Source organism: Enterococcus sp. DIV0183 (assembly GCF_050541505.1).
Taxonomy (GTDB): Bacteria; Bacillota; Bacilli; order Lactobacillales; family Enterococcaceae; genus Enterococcus; species Enterococcus faecalis.
In genome coordinates, this window is the sequence record NZ_CP172932.1 from 698953 (window position 1) to 717108 (window position 18156).

16 protein-coding genes are annotated in these 18156 nt (G+C 36.9%); 13 read left to right on the forward strand and 3 right to left on the reverse strand.

From position 1 onward, the window contains the following. The first annotated feature begins 60 nt into the window (after positions 1–60). The 12 genes from mutM to IGK72_RS03575 all read left to right on the forward strand — a co-directional run bounded on the left by mutM (position 61) and on the right by IGK72_RS03575 (position 13429). Entirely contained in the window at positions 61–903 is an 843-nt protein-coding gene (gene mutM, locus IGK72_RS03520) for a DNA-formamidopyrimidine glycosylase (protein WP_002364730.1), read from the forward strand. Next, complete coding sequence (gene coaE / locus IGK72_RS03525; protein ID WP_023895584.1) at positions 900–1499, forward strand: dephospho-CoA kinase; 600 nt, start codon at positions 900–902, stop codon at positions 1497–1499. The genes mutM and coaE overlap by 4 nt, the downstream gene beginning before the upstream one ends. 179 nt (positions 1500–1678) lie before the next feature. Further along, entirely contained in the window at positions 1679–2161 is a 483-nt protein-coding gene (gene nrdR / locus IGK72_RS03530; protein ID WP_002381296.1) for a transcriptional regulator NrdR, read from the forward strand. A 15-nt stretch (positions 2162–2176) separates the two neighbouring features. Next, positions 2177–3586, forward strand: a complete 1410-nt coding sequence (locus tag IGK72_RS03535; protein ID WP_023895585.1) for a replication initiation and membrane attachment family protein — start codon at positions 2177–2179, stop codon at positions 3584–3586. Further along, positions 3586–4515, forward strand: a complete 930-nt coding sequence (gene dnaI, locus IGK72_RS03540) for a primosomal protein DnaI (RefSeq protein ID WP_002355760.1) — start codon at positions 3586–3588, stop codon at positions 4513–4515. Before IGK72_RS03535 ends, dnaI begins: the two co-directional genes overlap by 1 nt. 81 nt (positions 4516–4596) lie before the next feature. Continuing rightward, positions 4597–5805: a hypothetical protein gene (locus IGK72_RS03545; RefSeq protein ID WP_002385036.1), complete on the forward strand. Its 1209-nt coding sequence runs from the start codon at positions 4597–4599 to the stop codon at positions 5803–5805. A 13-nt stretch (positions 5806–5818) separates the two neighbouring features. Further along, entirely contained in the window at positions 5819–7339 is a 1521-nt protein-coding gene (locus tag IGK72_RS03550; RefSeq protein ID WP_023895587.1) for a hypothetical protein, read from the forward strand. Next, positions 7329–8912 carry a hypothetical protein gene (locus IGK72_RS03555; protein WP_070416140.1) on the forward strand — a complete coding sequence of 528 codons (1584 nt, stop codon included), beginning with the start codon at positions 7329–7331 and terminating at the stop codon, positions 8910–8912. The genes IGK72_RS03550 and IGK72_RS03555 overlap by 11 nt, the downstream gene beginning before the upstream one ends. Continuing rightward, a complete protein-coding gene (locus IGK72_RS03560; protein WP_023895588.1) occupies positions 8909–10171 on the forward strand; it encodes a glycosyltransferase in 1263 nt (420 codons plus the stop codon). The genes IGK72_RS03555 and IGK72_RS03560 overlap by 4 nt, the downstream gene beginning before the upstream one ends. A 14-nt stretch (positions 10172–10185) precedes the next feature. Continuing rightward, complete coding sequence (locus tag IGK72_RS03565) at positions 10186–12252, forward strand: cellulose biosynthesis cyclic di-GMP-binding regulatory protein BcsB (RefSeq protein WP_002425399.1); 2067 nt, start codon at positions 10186–10188, stop codon at positions 12250–12252. Next, positions 12242–13102 (forward strand): hypothetical protein, encoded by an 861-nt coding sequence (locus tag IGK72_RS03570; RefSeq protein ID WP_002385041.1) that lies wholly within the window; start codon positions 12242–12244, stop codon positions 13100–13102. Before IGK72_RS03565 ends, IGK72_RS03570 begins: the two co-directional genes overlap by 11 nt. A gap of 15 nt (positions 13103–13117) precedes the next feature. Continuing rightward, positions 13118–13429 (forward strand): hypothetical protein, encoded by a 312-nt coding sequence (locus IGK72_RS03575; RefSeq protein WP_002355767.1) that lies wholly within the window; start codon positions 13118–13120, stop codon positions 13427–13429. 47 nt (positions 13430–13476) lie between these two features. Here IGK72_RS03575 and IGK72_RS03580 read toward each other — a convergent pair whose 3' ends face one another. Genes IGK72_RS03580 through IGK72_RS03590 form a run of 3 tightly spaced genes read right to left on the reverse strand, consistent with a single transcriptional unit; the run spans position 13477 to position 16825 of the window. Beyond that, a complete protein-coding gene (locus tag IGK72_RS03580) occupies positions 13477–14631 on the reverse strand; it encodes a pyridoxal phosphate-dependent aminotransferase (RefSeq protein ID WP_023895592.1) in 1155 nt (384 codons plus the stop codon). 15 nt (positions 14632–14646) lie between these two features. After that, entirely contained in the window at positions 14647–15369 is a 723-nt protein-coding gene (locus IGK72_RS03585; protein WP_002396453.1) for an amino acid ABC transporter ATP-binding protein, read from the reverse strand. Next, the gene (locus IGK72_RS03590; RefSeq protein WP_002358820.1) at positions 15362–16825 is read right to left on the reverse strand and encodes an ABC transporter permease subunit; all 1464 of its coding nucleotides are present in this window, start codon (positions 16823–16825) and stop codon (positions 15362–15364) included. Before IGK72_RS03590 ends, IGK72_RS03585 begins: the two co-directional genes overlap by 8 nt. Positions 16826–16995: 170 nt before the next feature. Here IGK72_RS03590 and IGK72_RS03595 point away from each other — a divergent pair, with 170 nt between their 5' ends. Further along, the gene (locus tag IGK72_RS03595; protein ID WP_002379176.1) at positions 16996–18102 is read left to right on the forward strand and encodes an iron-containing alcohol dehydrogenase family protein; all 1107 of its coding nucleotides are present in this window, start codon (positions 16996–16998) and stop codon (positions 18100–18102) included. Positions 18103–18156 lie beyond the last annotated feature (54 nt).

Below are 18156 nucleotides of genomic sequence, written 5' to 3' on the forward strand. Positions count from 1 at the left end.
GTAGGATCTGGACGTTGATATCTAAGCGTTCAGACCTCTTTATATAAAGGAGCAAAAATAATGCCAGAATTACCAGAAGTAGAAACAGTGCGAAAAGGACTTGAAAAACTTGTTGTAGGAAAAACCATTCAAGAAGTCATTGTTTTTTGGCCAAGAATTATTGAATCACCAGAAGTTGATGTATTTCAAGGTCAATTAGCTGGTCAAACGATTGAAGGAATTGAGCGAAGAGGAAAATTTCTGATTTTTAAATTGTCTGATAATGATATGATTTCTCACTTACGGATGGAAGGAAAATATGAATTTCATCAGGCTGATGATGAAATTGCCAAACATACCCATGTAATGTTTACTTTTACAGATGGCACGCAATTACGTTATTTAGATGTACGGAAATTTGGGCGTATGACATTGGTTCCTAAGAATCAAGGTCATCAATATAAAGGGATTTTAGCTTTGGGCCCAGAACCAACACCAGACGTTTTCCAATTAGCTACTTTTCAACAAGGCTTGAAAAAGCATCATAAAGCAATTAAGCCATTGCTGTTAGATCAAAAGCTAGTGACGGGCTTAGGGAATATTTATGTAGATGAAGCACTTTGGCAAGCGCAAATCCATCCAGAGCAACCAGCAGATTCCTTAAAACCTGCGGAAGTTGCTAAGTTGTATCAAGCGATCATTGACGTCTTGGCACGCGCTGTTGAAGCAGGTGGAACCACCATTCGCACCTATCTAAACGCGTTAGGAGAAGCAGGGACTTTTCAAGTAGCGTTGAATGTCTATGGGCAAACAGGCTTACCTTGCAATCGTTGTGGTACGCCAATTGTTAAAACAAAAGTGGCACAACGTGGTACGCATTATTGTCCACAATGCCAACAATTGAAAGGTCGTCGATTGAAATGACAAAAGTTTTAGGCATTACAGGAGGGATTGCGACAGGTAAAAGTACGGTTGTTGCTCTTTTTAAAAAAGCGGGTTATCCAATTGTTGACGGCGACATTATCGCCCGAGAAATTGTTGCAAAAGGGCAACCAGTCTTAGCCGCAATCGTTGAAACTTTCGGACCAGAAATAGTATTAACAACTGGTGAATTGGATCGGAAAAAGTTAGGACAATTAATTTTCGCTAGTCCTCAAAAAAGAGAGCTGTTAAATGAAACGCTGAAACCTTTTTTAAGAAAAGAAATTTTACGTCAAATTGAAGAAGCTAAAAAGAAAGCCTCCCTGGTTATTGTTGATATTCCTCTGCTTTATGAAGCTCATTATGAGGCGATTATGGATCAAGTTGCTGTGGTATATGTACCAGAAAAGATTCAAAAAGAGCGTCTGATGGCCCGAAACCAATTAACAGAAGAAGAAGCGCAACAACGAATTGCTAGCCAATGGCCGATTGAAATGAAAAAAGAACGAGCAGATATCGTTTTTGATAACCAAGGAACTAGAGAAGAAACGGAACAACAAGTGAAGAAGTGGCTAGAGGAACAAACTGGAAAGAAATGAATATTTTTTAAATGGCGTAAAATGTTTTGAAAATTTCAGAAAAAACAGTGAAAGTCTTTGTTTTTATTAAAGAATGGCAAAGATTCAACTAAGAACCAGTTCTAAAGACCTAGTAATAGCGCAATTTCATGTTATAATATAGGCAACAAAAATTATACAGAATAGAAGAGGTGAACGTTATGCGTTGTCCAAGATGTCATCATAATAATTCCCGTGTTATTGATAGCCGTCAAGCAGATGATGGACGTGCAATTCGCCGTCGTCGTGAATGTGAAAATTGCAGTTATCGGTTCACTACATTTGAAAGAATTGAAGCGGCGCCATTACTTGTAATCAAGAAAAATGGGGATCGTGAAGAATTTAATCGTGATAAAATTTTGCGTGGGCTCATTCGCTCTGCGGAAAAAAGACCCGTTGCTATGGAACAAATGGTTCAAATTGTCGATAATGTTGAAAATCGAGTGCGTAGTTTAGGGGAAAATGAAGTCTCTACAACGCTTATCGGTGAATATGTGATGGAAGATTTAGTCAATCTAGATGAAATTGCCTACATCCGCTTTGCGAGTGTTTATCGACAATTCAAAGATATGAGCGTGTTTTTGAAAGAGTTACAGGACATTGTCGACAAAGCAAAATCTTCTTCTCCTGACTCAGAAAATTAAAAAGGAGGTCTTTCTTTGAAAGGAAATCGGCAAAGAATCCAACCAAAAAATATTTTTCAAGCGGTTATTGATTCACCGCTTTCTGATCAAGAGAAAGAGGTTTTAACCTTTTTATATCAACCAATTGTCGGCGCCAATGCGTTTAGTTTATATTGGCTTTTGTTATCTGAAACAAAAGACTCAGAGGAGAATGGCTCGCTGTTTCATGCAGATTTAATTAGTTTGCTGGACTTGAGTTGCCAACAATTAGAAGAAGCTTGCTACAAATTAGAAGGCATTGGGTTGCTAGAAACGTATAAAAAAACAGATCGGGAATTAGGAGATTGTTATTTATATTATTTAAAAGCACCTGAAACAGCCGCTCGTTTTTTTAAAGATGAAGTGTTAGCTTTAGTGTTATTTAATCGGGTTGGACAACGGAAATTTGATCAATTAGTGCAAAAGTTTCAACCGCATCCTACCAAAACAGAGGGCTATCAAAATGTTTCCGCTAGCTTTCAAGAGGTTTATGCCTTTAAAGAAGAACAAATTGTTTCCGAAGCGAACCGATTGACAACGATTCAAGAAACTTTTTCTCAACAAGAAAAATCGAAGAAAATTTCTGTATCAACGGATTCTTTTGATTGGCACTATTTTGTGGAAGGTTTGCACCGTTTAGGTTTACAACTGCCTGAAGATGAGGCTAGTTTTCAAGAAGAAGTCTATGTTTTTCATCAATTATATGGCATCAATGAGTTAGATATGGTAGACTTTGCTTCGAAATCATTTGACTATTATACAAGTCGAATTTTGCCTAAGGAATTAGTGCGAACGATTCATCAAGCGTTTGATCCTGATAAAAAACCACAACCAACAAACGTAGTGACAAACAAGCAAGTACAATTGACGGTGGAAGAGCAACAAACGTATCGATATAACGCATTAAAAATGAATGGTTTTTCTGAACTGGATATTCAAATGATTATGGATAGTGAAAAGAATCCGCCTATTCAATATTTAGAAGCTTTAAAAAATAGTCGAGGCGGCTATACGACACCACAAGAACGTTCATTAGTGAAATATTTGGTTGCCAAATCAGGCTTACCGACTAGTGTGATTAATATTTTGATTAACTATGTTTACAATATTCAACAACAACCGACTTTAAAAGCGGAGTATGTGAATCGAATTGCGAATGAATGGGGACAAAGTGGCATTCATTCACCAGAAAAAGCAATTGAACATGTCAGAGAATTGGCAAAACAAAGCCAAACCAAACAAAAACAGCGACAACAAAATTATTCAGGGAAACGCCAAACTGTTCGACAAGAGCGATTGCCAGAATGGGCAGATCAGCCAAACGATGAAACAAAACTTTCCCCAGAAGAACAAGCCGAGTTAGATCGACAAATTCAAGAATTTTTAAACCAAGGAGGTGACCAATGATGGAAGACGTAGGAAAAGAAATGTCAAAAATTATCCAGAAGCGTGACATCAATGAACGATATGAAGAGCTGGTTAACGAAGTATTGAAAGATCAAGATGTTCAAGCCTTTATACAAGCAAACCGAGAGCGTTTAACCGATGAAGATATTCGTAAAAGTTATGCTAAGCTGTATGAATTTGTTCAAGAAAAAAAGAAATTTCAATTAAACGATCCAGCAATGATTGCCCCCGGCTATGAGCCAAGATTAATGTTGAATTTTCATTACATTGATGTAACGTATGTCCCAACGGCTGATTTAATCGCCCGTCAGAAGGAAGAAGAAATTCGTAATCGAGTAAGGGCAATGGACATGCCAAAAGATGTCCGAGAAGCAAATTTACGAGATTTCGATCCATCTTCTCAAGGTCGAGCCAAAGCGTTAGCAGAAGCAATGCAATTTTTAAGAGAATATCCTGCGACACCAAAAGAATTTCATAAAGGGCTCTATTTACAAGGCCCCTTCGGTGTAGGAAAATCTTTCTTATTAGGTGCGATGGCTAATGCTTTAGCAGAACGTGGATTTACTACGACAATTGTTCATTTTCCAACATTTACAGTAGAAATGAAGCAAGCCATTGGTCGCGATCAAGTTGGTGAAAAGCTCGATGCAGTAAAAAAATCCCCTATATTAATGATTGATGACATTGGTGCGGAATCCATGACTAGTTGGATTCGTGACGACGTTTTAAGCGTAATCTTGCAATACCGAATGCAAGAACAATTAGTTACTTTTTTCTCTTCCAATCTAGATTTAAAAGCTTTAGAAGAGCATTTAACCGTGACGCAACGAGGAGAACAAGAGCCGCTAAAAGCCAGACGAATTATGGAACGTGTGCGTTATCTGTCAAAAGAGATTACGATGACAGGAAATGATCGACGAAACGGTTAAAGCAATCCTTTTATTTTTATGGATTGCTTTTTTTCTTGCGCTTGAAGATGTAGCGTAAGTTTCGCAAAAACAAGTACTTTTGTGTACACTGACAATAAAGAAGTGAGGAAAAGAGGCGTAACAATGAAGAGAAAACTTTGGATTTTTATTGGGGTATTCGTGGTGCTTCTGGGAGGATATTTTCTTTTGTTTAGAGAAAAATCCTATAAAGTAGAGGTGGAAAAAGTGAATCCAAAAATTCAACGCTTAATGTCGACAGACAAACAACATTTTTTAACAAAACATGAATTTCACACAAAAGAAACCGCTGAACGCAAAGATTTGTTGAAGTTTTTTATTGAAACCCGGCTCAAAACAGACGGCGGTTTTTTAACCAACTATTTACCAGATGCTGAACGCAAAGATGTCGCCACAGGACATGAGTTGCTAAGTGAGTCTTCGGGTCTATATTTGCGTAATTTAGCTTTTGATACGCAGGGACGTTTTGATAATTTTTACAAGCAGACGAAAGACACCTTTTACGACGGCGTCCAATTTAGTTACCGAATTGACGAGCAAGGCAATAAGTACAATGTCAATGCCTCGATTGATGATTTACGGATCATTCGTTCATTAATTGAAGCAGGGGGGCATTTTAAAACAGATCAGTACGATCAAGAAATTAAAAAATTAGGCAAGAGTTTTATGAAAACCTCTATGAAAGATAATATTCTAATTGATTTTTACGATAGTAAATCAAAACAACAGTCTTCAGAAACTTCTTTGTTTTATATTGACTTAATTACGCTGGGTTATCTATACAAAGAATTTGGGATTTCAGCAGACTACTTGCAGTATCATTACCAATTAATAGATGATGGCTATATTTCTGATGATTTACCTCTTTATCAAACGAAGTTTAATCATCAAACAAATAAATACGAAAACAACGGAACACTTAATATTATTGAATCTTTATTAACGATTGTCCATTTAAGTGAAGTGGGTATGGCGAAGCAGACTAGTATTGATTTTGTGCGAAAACAAGTTCAGCAAGGAACGCTTTTTAACTCGTATGATTTAAATGGATCACCTGTGGATAAAAATCAATCTGCAGCCAGTTATGCGATAGCGGCTTTAATTGGTGTTGCCGAAAATGACAAAGAGTTGTATCGTGCGGCAATTACAGTACTTAATAATTTTCAAATTATGGATTCAAGCAGTCCGATTTATGGAGGATTTGGTGATAAAGTTACGAAACAAGTCTATTCCTATAATAACTTAATGGCTCTTTTGGCCTATGATTTCTAGATGAGGTGAAAGCATGGAAAAGATCAAAAAATACATGAACTCGGCTTTTGAATGGTTGAGTCGTTATATTTCTCCAAGTCTTTTGGCCGTTTTAGGGATTGGGTTAGTGACAAGCATTTTGTTATTTGTTTATCCGATTAATGGCTTGGGAGATAATGGCGAGTATTTTCGTGTGTTAAATTCAAATAGTCTTTATCGTGTCAATGGTGATAGCTACGACAATGTGGCCTATTTTGTTAAGGACTTTTCAATTATGCGTTATTTTAATGAAACAACGACGCACTTTGTTTCCACTCAACAATTTTTCATCACCATTGCCATTTGGCTTAATAAACTTTTTTATAGTCAAACACTTTTCGATATTCGTTTCTTAGGTTTCGTTTATCTTAGTTGTTTTTTAGTGTCAATTTATATTCTGGTACGAGGCTTAACCGAAGGCGTATCTTTGAAAAAAAGTTATCTTATCTCCTTGTTGGTTATTTTCATCTTGGGAGATACCTCCTATACGATTTATTTTAATTCCTTTTATACAGAAGCGACGAGTTTTTTACTTTCTGTGAGTGTCTTAGCATTTTCAGTCTATTTTTATCGGGTGACGAAACCACGAACTTGGCTCAGAAGAATAGTTTTAGTTATCTTGGCACAAGCAGTAGTACTTTTAATAGGAACAACACGCCAAGAATATTTGTTGATTATTGGCGTAATTATTGCTGGATTAGGATTTTTTGTCTACTTGTCACAACGTTACCAACAATTGTCAATGACGGCCTTTTTAATTGCGTTGATTGGTTTTACAACGTTAGCAGCTTTTATCGTTCCTAACGATATCTATGAACGTGATGTCTACCACAGTATGACGCGCGGTGTAATGAAGGATAGTAAGGTTCCAGATAAACGGATGTCAGAGGGCGGAATCAACCCGCAATATGGGTTGCAAAAGGGACGTTCCTACTTTGAAGAATACAGTCCTGTATCACCAACTTCTGAACAAATGAAAAAAGATTTTTTTGATAAAACGAGTTTTGGATGGGTGTTATTGAATTATTTAAATTATCCATCTGAATTATGGCAAGGACTGAATTCAGCGGTCCCAAATGTTTACTTAGTAAAGCCTAATAATGTGGGGAATTTTGAGAAAACGACGGGGCGTGCACCGCTGGAACAATCTAAATTTTTTATGGTGTATAACCGTATTAAAGCCAGTTTTTTCCCTAAAAACTTTGCTTTCTATCTATTATTAGGTGTGATTCTGTTTGGTTTATATGGCGTTGGTTTATACAGAGGACTCAAGAGAAACGAACCCAGATTAGTTTTTCGCTTCTTTTTAATGACAGGGATTTATCTTAATTTATTAGTTGTTTTCATTTCAACAATTATTATTGATGGGGATAGTGACTTAGTACGTCATTTGTTTTTAGTCTCAGTATTTTTAGATTTTCTCTTGTTACAAATTGTTTCTGATGTTATTGGTAAACGAATGTGGCAAGATACAACACCACAAGTCATTGGGGAGGTAGAGGGAATTGAAAAATAAACAATATCTTATTGGCTGGGTGTGTTTCTTACTCTTTTTCGTTTTTTGTGGCTTTGCCAAACCGGCGCTGGCTGCACCAAGTAAACATGTCTTACTTGTCTATGACAGCTTGAACATTGCTGGGAAAAAAGAAAATGATGTGGATGCTTTACAACGAGTGTTGACGAGTTTTGGAGTAGAAGTTCAGAGTGTGGCGGTGTCAGATTATGTGCCTGGCGAATTGCTAAATGATGGCTATGACAGTTTGATTTCTATGGTGAATTGGCCTGAACAAGCCGGCGTTATTGCCTCTGATTTTCTAGCAGATCGAGTTCATTTTAAAGGTAAACAATTACACATTGGTCGAAACATGCGTGACGATGAAAAACAATATTTTAGCGGTACGTGGAAAGAATTAAGTCATCGTCAATATCGGTTAGAAGATGAAAAAAACCGCTTTTCTCAAGTATTGCCTTTTCAAGATCAATCAGTTGTGCTGGAAAATACGCAAGGTCAGACGGTTGGCCGATTAAAAACACAAGAATTAGCACCAGAAGAATATCCATTTGGTGTAATTGAGAATGGGCATGCTTTTCTCCCAATGTTTGAACGCAAAGGCGCTGTTTTTTTAGAAAGCTTGGACGTGATTAGTCAATGGCTGGAAAGTGAAAAAATGTCACGGCCGTTTTTGACGATTTCTGATTTTAACCCGTTAAGAGATATGTCTGTGGCAACCTATTTGCAAGAAGAATTAGTTAAAACCACGTATCCTTATATTTTATCCAGTACGAGCGTTTCACAAAACAATACGATTTTACCTTATAAACTATTTACGAATGCGTTACGTGCGTTTGCTTCGACGGGGGTTATTTTCTTAGAAACACCGGTCGTTAACAATTTTGATTTAAATGACCAACGTGCCTTGAAACAATTGATGGAGCAGCAGATTAGTTTATTGGTCGACAGACATGTCTATCCAGTAGGCATTTCTGCTCCAGGATACTGGAATCAAGACCTTCAATACCAAGAGGATGGTCTAGCAATTAGTGATACAGTGATTCTAAGAGAAAATCCGCCGATTGAACGCGTTTTTTATCGGAACCAAACGGGAGAATCAATCACTTATAAGAATGCTTTGTTTGATTTACCGTATGATTATTTATCGGGGATTGAATGGACGGATAAAGATAATCCGAATGACTATCGATTTCCAATGCCGACCACCATTAGTTTTTCATTTCCAAATTCTAAAAAAGAAGTGGATCATCTAATTCAAGAAGTCAAGGAAGCACCAATAGTGTTTAGTGTTTCAGAAGCGGATCAACATTTCACTGTTCAAACACAAACGCAGAAAATCGAATTTCGGAATAATCGGTTCTTCTTAAACAATCAAATTGTCAATGGTTTGGCTGATACAGGGGCCTCAACAGTTGAAAAACAACGATTTACAGGGTTATTTTCATTCTTTTTTAGCATCACAAATAATATTTTAGTTGGCGTTGTTACACTAACTTTAATCATCCTGATTATTTTGTTTATGATTGGACGAAAGAATTATCGGTCGAAATATATTAATAAGGAGGAAGACAAATGACCATTGCTGACATTGTAATGTTAACAGCAACTATCATTATTTGGAGTCTACTAATTGTAAATATTCTCTTAGTTATTTTTGGCTATGTTTATTATTTAAAAACAGATCCTGTCGCACCACCACCTGTAGAGGATGAAGACGCGCCGTTTGTTTCAATTATGGTGCCGGCCCATAATGAAGGAATTGTCATTGTGCGAACAGTTGAAGCGTTATTGAATTTTAATTATCCGCAAGATCGCTATGAAATTATTGTGATTAATGACAACTCAAGTGATAATAGTGCCGAGCTTTTAGCTAACGTCCAAAAAAAGGCGGTTAATCGAAATTTGAAGATTATTAATACAGACAATATAACAGGTGGGAAAGGTAAGTCTAATGCCTTAAACATTGGTTTCAAGCAAGCCAAGGGGGACGTGATTGCCATTTATGATGCGGACAATACACCTGAACCGAATGCACTCCGTTATTTAGTTGGAGAGTTAATCGCTAGTGAGGAATACGGCGCAGTTATTGGTAAATTTAGAACGAGAAATCGCAATGCAAGCTTGTTGACACGCTTTATTAATATCGAAACACTGGCCTTTCAATGGATGGCACAAGCCGGTCGTTTTCAATTATTTAAGTTATGCACGATTCCTGGCACAAATTTTATTGTTCGTCGTAGTATTATTGAAGCCATTGGCGGCTGGGATGACAAAGCGTTAGCCGAAGATACAGAAATCAGCTTTCGCATCTATATGATGGGCTATAAAATTAAGTTTCAACCAAAAGCAGTGACGTGGGAGCAAGAGCCACAAACTTTGTCAGTTTGGTTCCGACAACGGACGCGATGGGTCAAAGGCAATATTTATGTCATTGTTAAAAATGCTAAATTATTGTTTAATCCTAAAGCGAGTCGGATCCGTTTTGATATCTTATATTTCTTGTCCATTTATTTTCTCTTAATGACATCGCTCGTTTTGTCAGACATCATGTTAGTTTTATCAATGTCTGGTTACTTAACAACGACCCTGCAAGGATTTAGCAATTCCTTATGGTTGTTAGCGATTTTGTTATTTATTTTCAGTACTTTTGTCAGTATTACAACCGAAAAAGGCGAAATGACTTTAGAGAATATCTTAATTATTGCCTTGATGTATATTACATACAGTCAGATGTGGCTAGTAGTCGCCGCTTATGGCATGGTGATGTATATTAAAGAAAATGTTTTTCATAAACAAACACAAACAAAATGGTACAAAACTGAACGATTTAAATAAGGAGGAAACGTGCAATGAAACAAAAAACAGTCACTTTAATAGGAGTGTTCTTTCTGGCAATTCTGATTGGTGTCGCAAGTCCGACCGTATACGCCGAAAACAAAGAACAAGACAACCATACCTTTACACAACCTTTTCAAAATAAAACAATCTCTTTAACAGGTACTTCTGTCCGTAGCACCATGTATTTTACAAAAATTGATTATTGGGACGTAAAAAAAGCATCATTCAATATGACTTACCAAATCACACAATTAAAAAATAATCAGACCTCAGATTTAACTGTGGCAGTTAATGGTGTGAAGTTTTATTCTTGGCGTCCTGAAAATACGACTGGTATTCAACAAAAGACGATTGAAATCCCTTTGGAACTGATTAAAGAGACAAATACATTGACTGTTGAAGGCCAAATTATTAATCAGGCAGGAAACGACATGTATAATTTAATTGAAACTCCAGCAAATTGGTTAACGATGTATGAAGGATCTAACGTAAACTTCCAATACGATTTACAATTACCAGAGAATACGATTCATTCTTTTTATAATCATTTTGTGGGAGCAGACACGATTGCGAATAAACACAGTGTTATTTTGACACCAGAAAATGCATCGGAAAAAGAATTAGCTGCAGCGACCCATGCGTTAGCTGGTGCTGCTCGTTTGATTACTACCTCAGAAGAATTGTTGCCAATGGCTTCTTTGAACAAAGAACAGTCTGCACCCTATCAGTTGATTATTGCCAGCTATGATAAATTACCAGATCAGTATAAAAGTCAAATTGATAGCAAACGCGTGGAGGACCAGGCTGTCTTAAAATTTTTCAATCAACCAGATAAGCATGTTTTAGTAGCTACTTCTAAAGATGAGGACTTACTTGTTCGTGCGGGACGTTATTTAGCCAATTATGAATTAATGACCCAAACAGATAAAGAAGAGACAACAGTTGATGAGAATACCGATACGTTTAGTTCAACTTTAGAATTTGATGGAAATTATCCATTAACCTCAACGGGGGACAAACTAGAAGGGGCTTATCACCAAGAACAAACGTACTTTGTCAATTTACCAGTGGATCGAAACAATGCCAATGGAAGTCGCGTGCATTTACATTTTAAATACGCTGAAAACTTAGATTTTGATTCTTCTTTAGTGACGGTCTATGCCAATGATAAACCAATTGGCAGCAAGAAATTAACCGCTGCTCGTGCGAACGGTGATGAATTAAATCTCGAATTTCCAAAGAACTTAGAAATTGCTGATAGTTTTGTTTTAAAAGTTGCTTTTGATTTGAATGTTAAATCACCAGAAGTTTTGCGAAATGGTCAGACTCCATGGGCCTTTATTGAAAATAATTCGAATGCGTTTATTCAAACAGAAGAACTTAATGACATATTATTTAACAACTATCCGAACATTTTTATCAGAAGCCGTTCTTTTGCTGATTTAGCGATTTTATTACCAGAAAAAATGGACGATAACTATTTTAAAGTGTTGACCAATTTATTTAACTTAATTGGTAATTATGCCGAAAGTAATGTCGGTGAGATTACGTATTATAAAAAAGCGCCTAAAAATGCGGCATTAGAAAATCATAACTTGATTATTTTTGGTACGCCTAAGGATAATCCGATGATTCGTAAGTTAAACGATCAGTTATATTTCCATTATGATAAGGACTTCACACGTTTTGTTTCAAACGAGAAACTGAGTATCGAAAAAGATTATGGTAAACAAATCGGTACGGCGCAGTTAATGTTTTCTCCATATAATGCGAAAGCCGCGGCGTTAATCTTAACAGGAGCTAAATCACAAGGTGTCTTTTTAGCCTCTACACAAGTGAATACAGAGAAGAATACTTCTATGTACAAAGGAGATGCCATTGTGGTCGATCCGAACTATCGTCGCTATGATTATCGTTTCAAAAAACGTGTAAGCAACGTCAGCAACGAATCATTAGGTAAACGAATTGTCAATAATCATAAATTAATGATTTATCTATTTGTCTTCTTAATTGGTATGACTATTATTGGATTAAGTGCGTTCTTCATCGTGAAGAAGAATTTGAAAGGTGGGGAATAGAGTGAATCAAAAACGAGTGACCTTACTTTTGGATTTAACTTTGTTGGTAGGAATTGTTTTGGTTGTCGGCACAACCATCTTTATGGCCTTAGGAACGAATGATTTCTTTGTGGACTTAAGTTGTCTATTAATTTCAGTTATCTTAATTATCGTTACCTATTTTGTAGGAATTACAGCGGGGTTAACATTTTCGCTTATATTTATTTTTCTACAATTGACCTATGTTGTATATCAGTATGTCTATCATGATTTGTTTAGCTATGGCTCATTATTTTGGCTAATCATGCCGCCGCTCTACTGTTTAACAATCTATGCAGTGACTTATCAAATTCGTACGATTGAAGAAGAAAATATTCGCTTACGTAAAGAAACTTCACGGTTAAATGCGTTAGATGCAGTAACTAATTTAAGAACAGCAAAAATGTATGAAGAAGGATTCGATTTATTTTCTGACATTTCTACACGTTATGAAGCGCCGTTATATTTAGTCGTGATCCGAGTGGCCTATTGGGAAAGTATTCGTAACTTATTAAGTCCTGAACAAAAGAATGAATTGCTACAAATCGTGACAGCGGCGATTAAAGAGACAACGGATGATCGCTTCTTACCATACTTTATCGACGGCACACCGCCGACTTGGGCGTTATTAATTTTCCGCGATGGGGATGACGGATACACTACTAGAAAAGAATTCAAACAACAAGCTCAAGAGAAATTTGCCCATTCTGAAACCTTAAGGAATATTACTTTGACATTACAAGTTTCCTATACCAAATATGATCCTGCCGAATTTAACAACGCTTCAGAATTTTTAGGGGATGGAATTAATTCTCTTCAATATGATGTTTAAAAAGGAGGCAAACAAATGACTGAAAAACTTGCTGTTTTTACAGGGAAATTAGCAGAGGCTGGTGTGTTAAATGAGACGCAGCCATTGTCAATGCGATTACATTTAGAAAATATCCAAGCAGAAAGTGATCCAGAATCCATTGTGCCCTTATTTTCTCATGGGGTAATTTTAAACATACTTGTTGAACAGTTAGAGGAAAGTATCCCACTGTCTCACTTGAAAAAAGGGACCAAAGTCCGTTTCACAGTCGTGGGCTTGCCGCCGATGACTATGTCAATTCCACCGCATGTTGGCGGGCAAGCGATTGAATTGATAGAAGAAATCTAAAAAGCTTCTGCATTAGCTATGATTATTAGCTAATGCAGAAGCTTTTTTTATTCAAAGGTCATTCTTTCAATTCGATCGAACGCTTCCTTTAATAAATCTAAATTTTGTGTTGCGGCTAAACGAATGTACTCATCGCCTGTTGTTTCACCAAATGCTTTTCCAGGAATCACTAATACTTGTGTCTCTTTTAAAAGCTTTTCCACAAAAGGAACGGAAGTTAGTCCGGTTTTTTGAATGTTAATGAAGGCGTATATACTTCCTTTGACTGGATGAAGCGAAAGGAAAGGAATCTTTGCTACTCGTTGTGCCACATACTCTAAACGTGTTTGGAACACTTCAACGATTGGGTCTACAAATTCGTCAAAATGTTGTAACGCATAGATTCCTGCTTGCTGTGACAACGTAGGCGCAGAATACGTAACGCCTTCATTAATTAATTTGGCTACTTCGTTAATATAGTCTGGGGCAATCATATAACCAATACGCCAACCAGTCATTGCAAAGGCTTTTGAAAAGCTGCCAAAAGTGATAGTATTTTCTGGAGCAAACGTAGCCATGGGAGTAAACGTTTCTTGGAAACAAAAGGCTTCATAAACTTCATCTGAAAGAATGTATAAGTTGTGTTCAATCGCTACCTGTGCAATTTCTCTGAAAGTTTCTTCAGAGAAAACAGCGCCTGTCGGGTTATTCGGTGAATTAAGAATAATCGCTTTGGTTTTAGGCGTGATTTTTTCTTTCAAAAGAGCTACATCAATTTGGAAACCATCTTCTTCATAGGTTGGTAAAAAGACCGGAACGCCATCTGCTAAAAGGACTTGGTCTTTATAAGGAGAGAAATAAGGTTCATGAATAATCACTTCATCTCCAGGATTTAGAATCACTTGTAAGGCAAGGTACATTCCGTGCAGAGCGCCAACTGTGGCCCGGACTTGATTCGGTTGAAAAGATAATTGATAATGTGACTGATAAAACTGAATGATCGCCTCAATGAATGCCTCGCTACCATCAGAAGCGGTATATTTTGTATGCCCATTTTTGGCATCGTTAGCTGCTTGTTCGATAATCCGCTCATCGGTAATTAAGTCAGGGTCACCAATCGATAAATCGATTAAATTTGGGGTCTTTTTCGCCAATGTTGCAATATCCATGAGTAAATTTTCAGTAGGTTGTTGGTAACGTGTTGCGATATTCTTGCGATCCATACCAGGTGCTCCTTTTTATAAAACTTTTCTTAGAAAATCTTGTGTTCTTGGGTTTTGTGGCGCATCAAAAATTTCTTCAGGTGTGCCTTCTTCTTGAATGATTCCTGCATCCATAAAAATGACACGGTCCGCGACTTCTTTTGCGAAGCCCATTTCGTGGGTAACCACTACCATTGTCATCCCTTCAATAGCTAAATTTTTCATAACGGATAGCACTTCGCCCACCATTTCAGGGTCTAAGGCAGAAGTTGGTTCATCGAACAGCATCACGTCAGGGCGCATGGCTAAAGCACGAGCAATCGCTACCCGTTGTTGTTGCCCACCAGAAAGTTGAGAGGGATAATTTTCTTTTTTATCTGATAAACCAACTTGTTCCAGTAAAGAAAGAGCATGTTCTGTGGCTTCAGCAGCGGCTTCTTTTTTTACTTTAACAGGACTAATCGTTAAGTTTTCCAAGACATTTTTATGCGGGAAAAGATTGAAATTTTGGAATACCATTCCCATTTTTTGACGAAGTTGATCAATGTTGGTATTTTTATCTAATAAATTTTTTCCTTCAAATTCAACGCTGCCACCAGTTGGTGTTTCTAATAAGTTCAAGCAACGTAAAAAAGTACTTTTACCACTACCAGAAGGGCCAATAATTACGACAACTTCACCAGCTTCAATTTCTAAGTCAATTCCTTTAAGTACTTCATTTTTTCCGAATGTTTTCTGTAAGTTTTTAATGTTAATCACTAGTACTCATTCTCCTTTCAGCAACACCTAATAGACGTGAGATAGTAAAGGTTAGGACGAAATAAATCAACGATACAATTAAGTAAGGTAGGAAGGGTTTAAAACTTGCTCCTTGAACGTTGCCAGCTTGGAAAATTAGTTCTGAAACACCAATGACTGAAACAACGGAAGATTCTTTAATTACTGTAACAAATTCATTGCCTAACGCTGGTAAAATATTTTTAATAGCTTGTGGGAAAATGATGTATCGCATTGCTTGGTTTTGATTCATTCCCAAAGAACGAGCAGCTTCCAATTGTCCTTTATTAACTGCCTGAATACCAGCACGAATAATTTCTGCTACATATGCACCACTGTTTAAAGAAAGAGCAATACAACCAGCTGCTACTTTTGATAAGTCTAAACCAAGAACGCCTGTCCCGAAATAGACAATAAAAATTTGAACAAGCAAAGGAGTGCCACGAACATATTCAATATAAGCAATGGCAATGCCACGTAAAATTTTGGAATTGGCTAACTTCATTAAGGCAAGTAATGCCCCTAAAATGGCACCAAACAAAACACCAATGAAAGCTAGGAAAATGGTATAGCCTGCACCGTTAAGGTAGAACTTTCCATACTTTTGTAAAAAGCTTTGATCTTTTTGGAACATTAATTGATTGGCTTCTTTTTTATAACCGTCCATTAATTTTTGATCATTAATTTGTTTAATAGAGGCATTTACTTTCTCCGTCAAAACGGGCGCATCTTTAGGAAAAGCAACGGCAGTATCTTTTGAGCCTTTTTCAAAGGTAACATCAGCAAAAGCTAAATCCTCATTTTGAGAAACATAGGCTTCGCCAACCGGTTCTTCCATAACGACTGCATCTAATTTATTATTTTTTAGATTCATAATTAAATCTGGAATTTTTTGAAGAGAAGTAGGGACAGCACCGGTTAATTCGGTTTTAATTAATTCTTCTTGTGTCGTTTGCTTTTGGGCACCTGCACGAACGCCTTCGAAATCTTTAGTGGAATGAAATTTATCTTTGTCTTCTTTCCGAACAATGACTCTTTGTTGAACGTTCATATATGGTTGAGAAAAAGCCACTTCTTTTAATCGTTCAGGCGTTGGCGACATGCCAGAGATGACCATGTCAATCTTGCCAGTTTTTAAGGCCCCTAACAGAGCATCAAAGCCTAGTTCTTCGATTTTTAATTTAACGCCTAAATCGTCGGCAATTTTTTGAGCAATAGAAATATCAAAACCGACAATTTTATCTTCACCATCTACTTTTGCATGAAATTCATAAGGGGCATAGTCTGCGGATAAGCCGACAACTAGTTCTCCCTTTTGGATGATTTTGTCATAGACTGGATCGGTTTCGGCTGCAAAAGTTTCTTTAATAGGTAATAATGAGAGCAACAAGAATAAAATTGGTAAAATCGTCTGTAGCCATTTTTTACATTTGGTCATTTGCGTAAACTCCTTTTTGTATTATTTTTATAAATATTCAAAAAAAGCGAATAAATGTATAAAAATTTATTGTGTTATGATGTGGTTTATCATATCATAGAATATGTAAAAGGAAAAGTAGTAGAGTTGAAAAAATACAACTTTTTCAAAAAATTTTTCAAAAGTCAAAAATGAAGGGGATTTTCAAGATGGAACAATCATTAATTGTGAGAGGGACACCACAAGAGTATCTTTGCGAAATTGGTTCGTGGGAATTATTAGAAGGACAACTATTATGCAGAAATATTCATCGTGTATTCATTTTACACGGGACTGAGTCATGGCAAGCGGCAAAACCGTATTTTCCGACGTTTCAAAAAGTAACAGCTGTTTTTGAAAACTATGGAGGTGTTTGTACAGATCAACGTGTGCAAGAGTTAGAAGCGCAAGTGCTGGACAATCATTTAGAGGCCATCGTCGCTGTTGGTGGAGGAAAAGTGGCCGACTTGGGCAAAGCCTTAGCACACAAAATGGCGTTACCGGTAATTATTTTGCCCACTTTAGCAGCTACTTGTGCACCGTGCACGCCATTGAGTGTAATGTATCGAGAAGATGGAGCAATGGAACGATATGACGTTTTTCCGCAAGCAAACGCTTTGGTGTTGGTAGAACCAAGAGTGTTATTACATTCGCCTCGGTCCTTAATGGTGGCAGGTATTGGGGATACATTAGCTAAATGGTACGAAGCAGATGCGATTATTTCGCAGTTAGATGTCCAAGTGTTACCTATTCAAGTTTCTCATTTTGCCGCGGAAAAATGCCGCGATATTTTGTTAAATGAAAGTATCAATGCTTTAAAAGCGATGGAAGAGCAACAATTAAATCAATCGTTTATTGATGTCATCGAAACAAATTTAATTATTGGTGGAATGGTGGGTGGCTTTGGCGATGATTATGGTCGGACAGCAGGTGCCCATTCCATTCATGATGCACTAACTTTGCTGCCAGCTAGCCATCGACAATTGCATGGAAACAAAGTGGCGTATGGTGTGTTTGTTCAATTAGCCATTGAAGAAAAATGGCAAGAAATCGCTGAATTGATTCCTTTCTATCACCAACTAGGTTTGCCTATTTCTTTAAAAGAAATGGACATGGACTTAACTGAAGCCGAGTATCAAGAAGTAGCAGAACGTGCTTGTATAGAAGGCGAAACGATTCATTATATGAAACAAAAAATTACCCCTGAAATTGTGAAAACAGCGATGCAAGATTTAGAAAAATATACAGCGACAAAATAAGTGCCAAACAGCAACTAGTTCATTTGAATTATTTGAATTAGTTGCTGTTTTTTA

What these genes read in the sequence shown, in the direction of transcription:
- IGK72_RS03575 (WP_002355767.1), top strand. Translation starts at nt 13,118, where the DNA reads ATGACTGAAAAACTTGCTGTTTTTACAGGGAAATTAGCAGAGGCTGGT.
- IGK72_RS03560 (WP_023895588.1), top strand. Translation starts at nt 8,909, where the DNA reads ATGACCATTGCTGACATTGTAATGTTAACAGCAACTATCATTATTTGG.
- mutM (WP_002364730.1), top strand. Translation starts at nt 61, where the DNA reads ATGCCAGAATTACCAGAAGTAGAAACAGTGCGAAAAGGACTTGAAAAA.
- IGK72_RS03550 (WP_023895587.1), top strand. Translation starts at nt 5,819, where the DNA reads ATGGAAAAGATCAAAAAATACATGAACTCGGCTTTTGAATGGTTGAGT.
- nrdR (WP_002381296.1), top strand. Translation starts at nt 1,679, where the DNA reads ATGCGTTGTCCAAGATGTCATCATAATAATTCCCGTGTTATTGATAGC.
- coaE (WP_023895584.1), top strand. Translation starts at nt 900, where the DNA reads ATGACAAAAGTTTTAGGCATTACAGGAGGGATTGCGACAGGTAAAAGT.
- IGK72_RS03595 (WP_002379176.1), top strand. Translation starts at nt 16,996, where the DNA reads ATGAAGGGGATTTTCAAGATGGAACAATCATTAATTGTGAGAGGGACA.
- IGK72_RS03590 (WP_002358820.1), bottom strand. Translation starts at nt 16,825, where the DNA reads ATGACCAAATGTAAAAAATGGCTACAGACGATTTTACCAATTTTATTC.
- IGK72_RS03565 (WP_002425399.1), top strand. Translation starts at nt 10,186, where the DNA reads ATGAAACAAAAAACAGTCACTTTAATAGGAGTGTTCTTTCTGGCAATT.
- IGK72_RS03580 (WP_023895592.1), bottom strand. Translation starts at nt 14,631, where the DNA reads ATGGATCGCAAGAATATCGCAACACGTTACCAACAACCTACTGAAAAT.
- dnaI (WP_002355760.1), top strand. Translation starts at nt 3,586, where the DNA reads ATGGAAGACGTAGGAAAAGAAATGTCAAAAATTATCCAGAAGCGTGAC.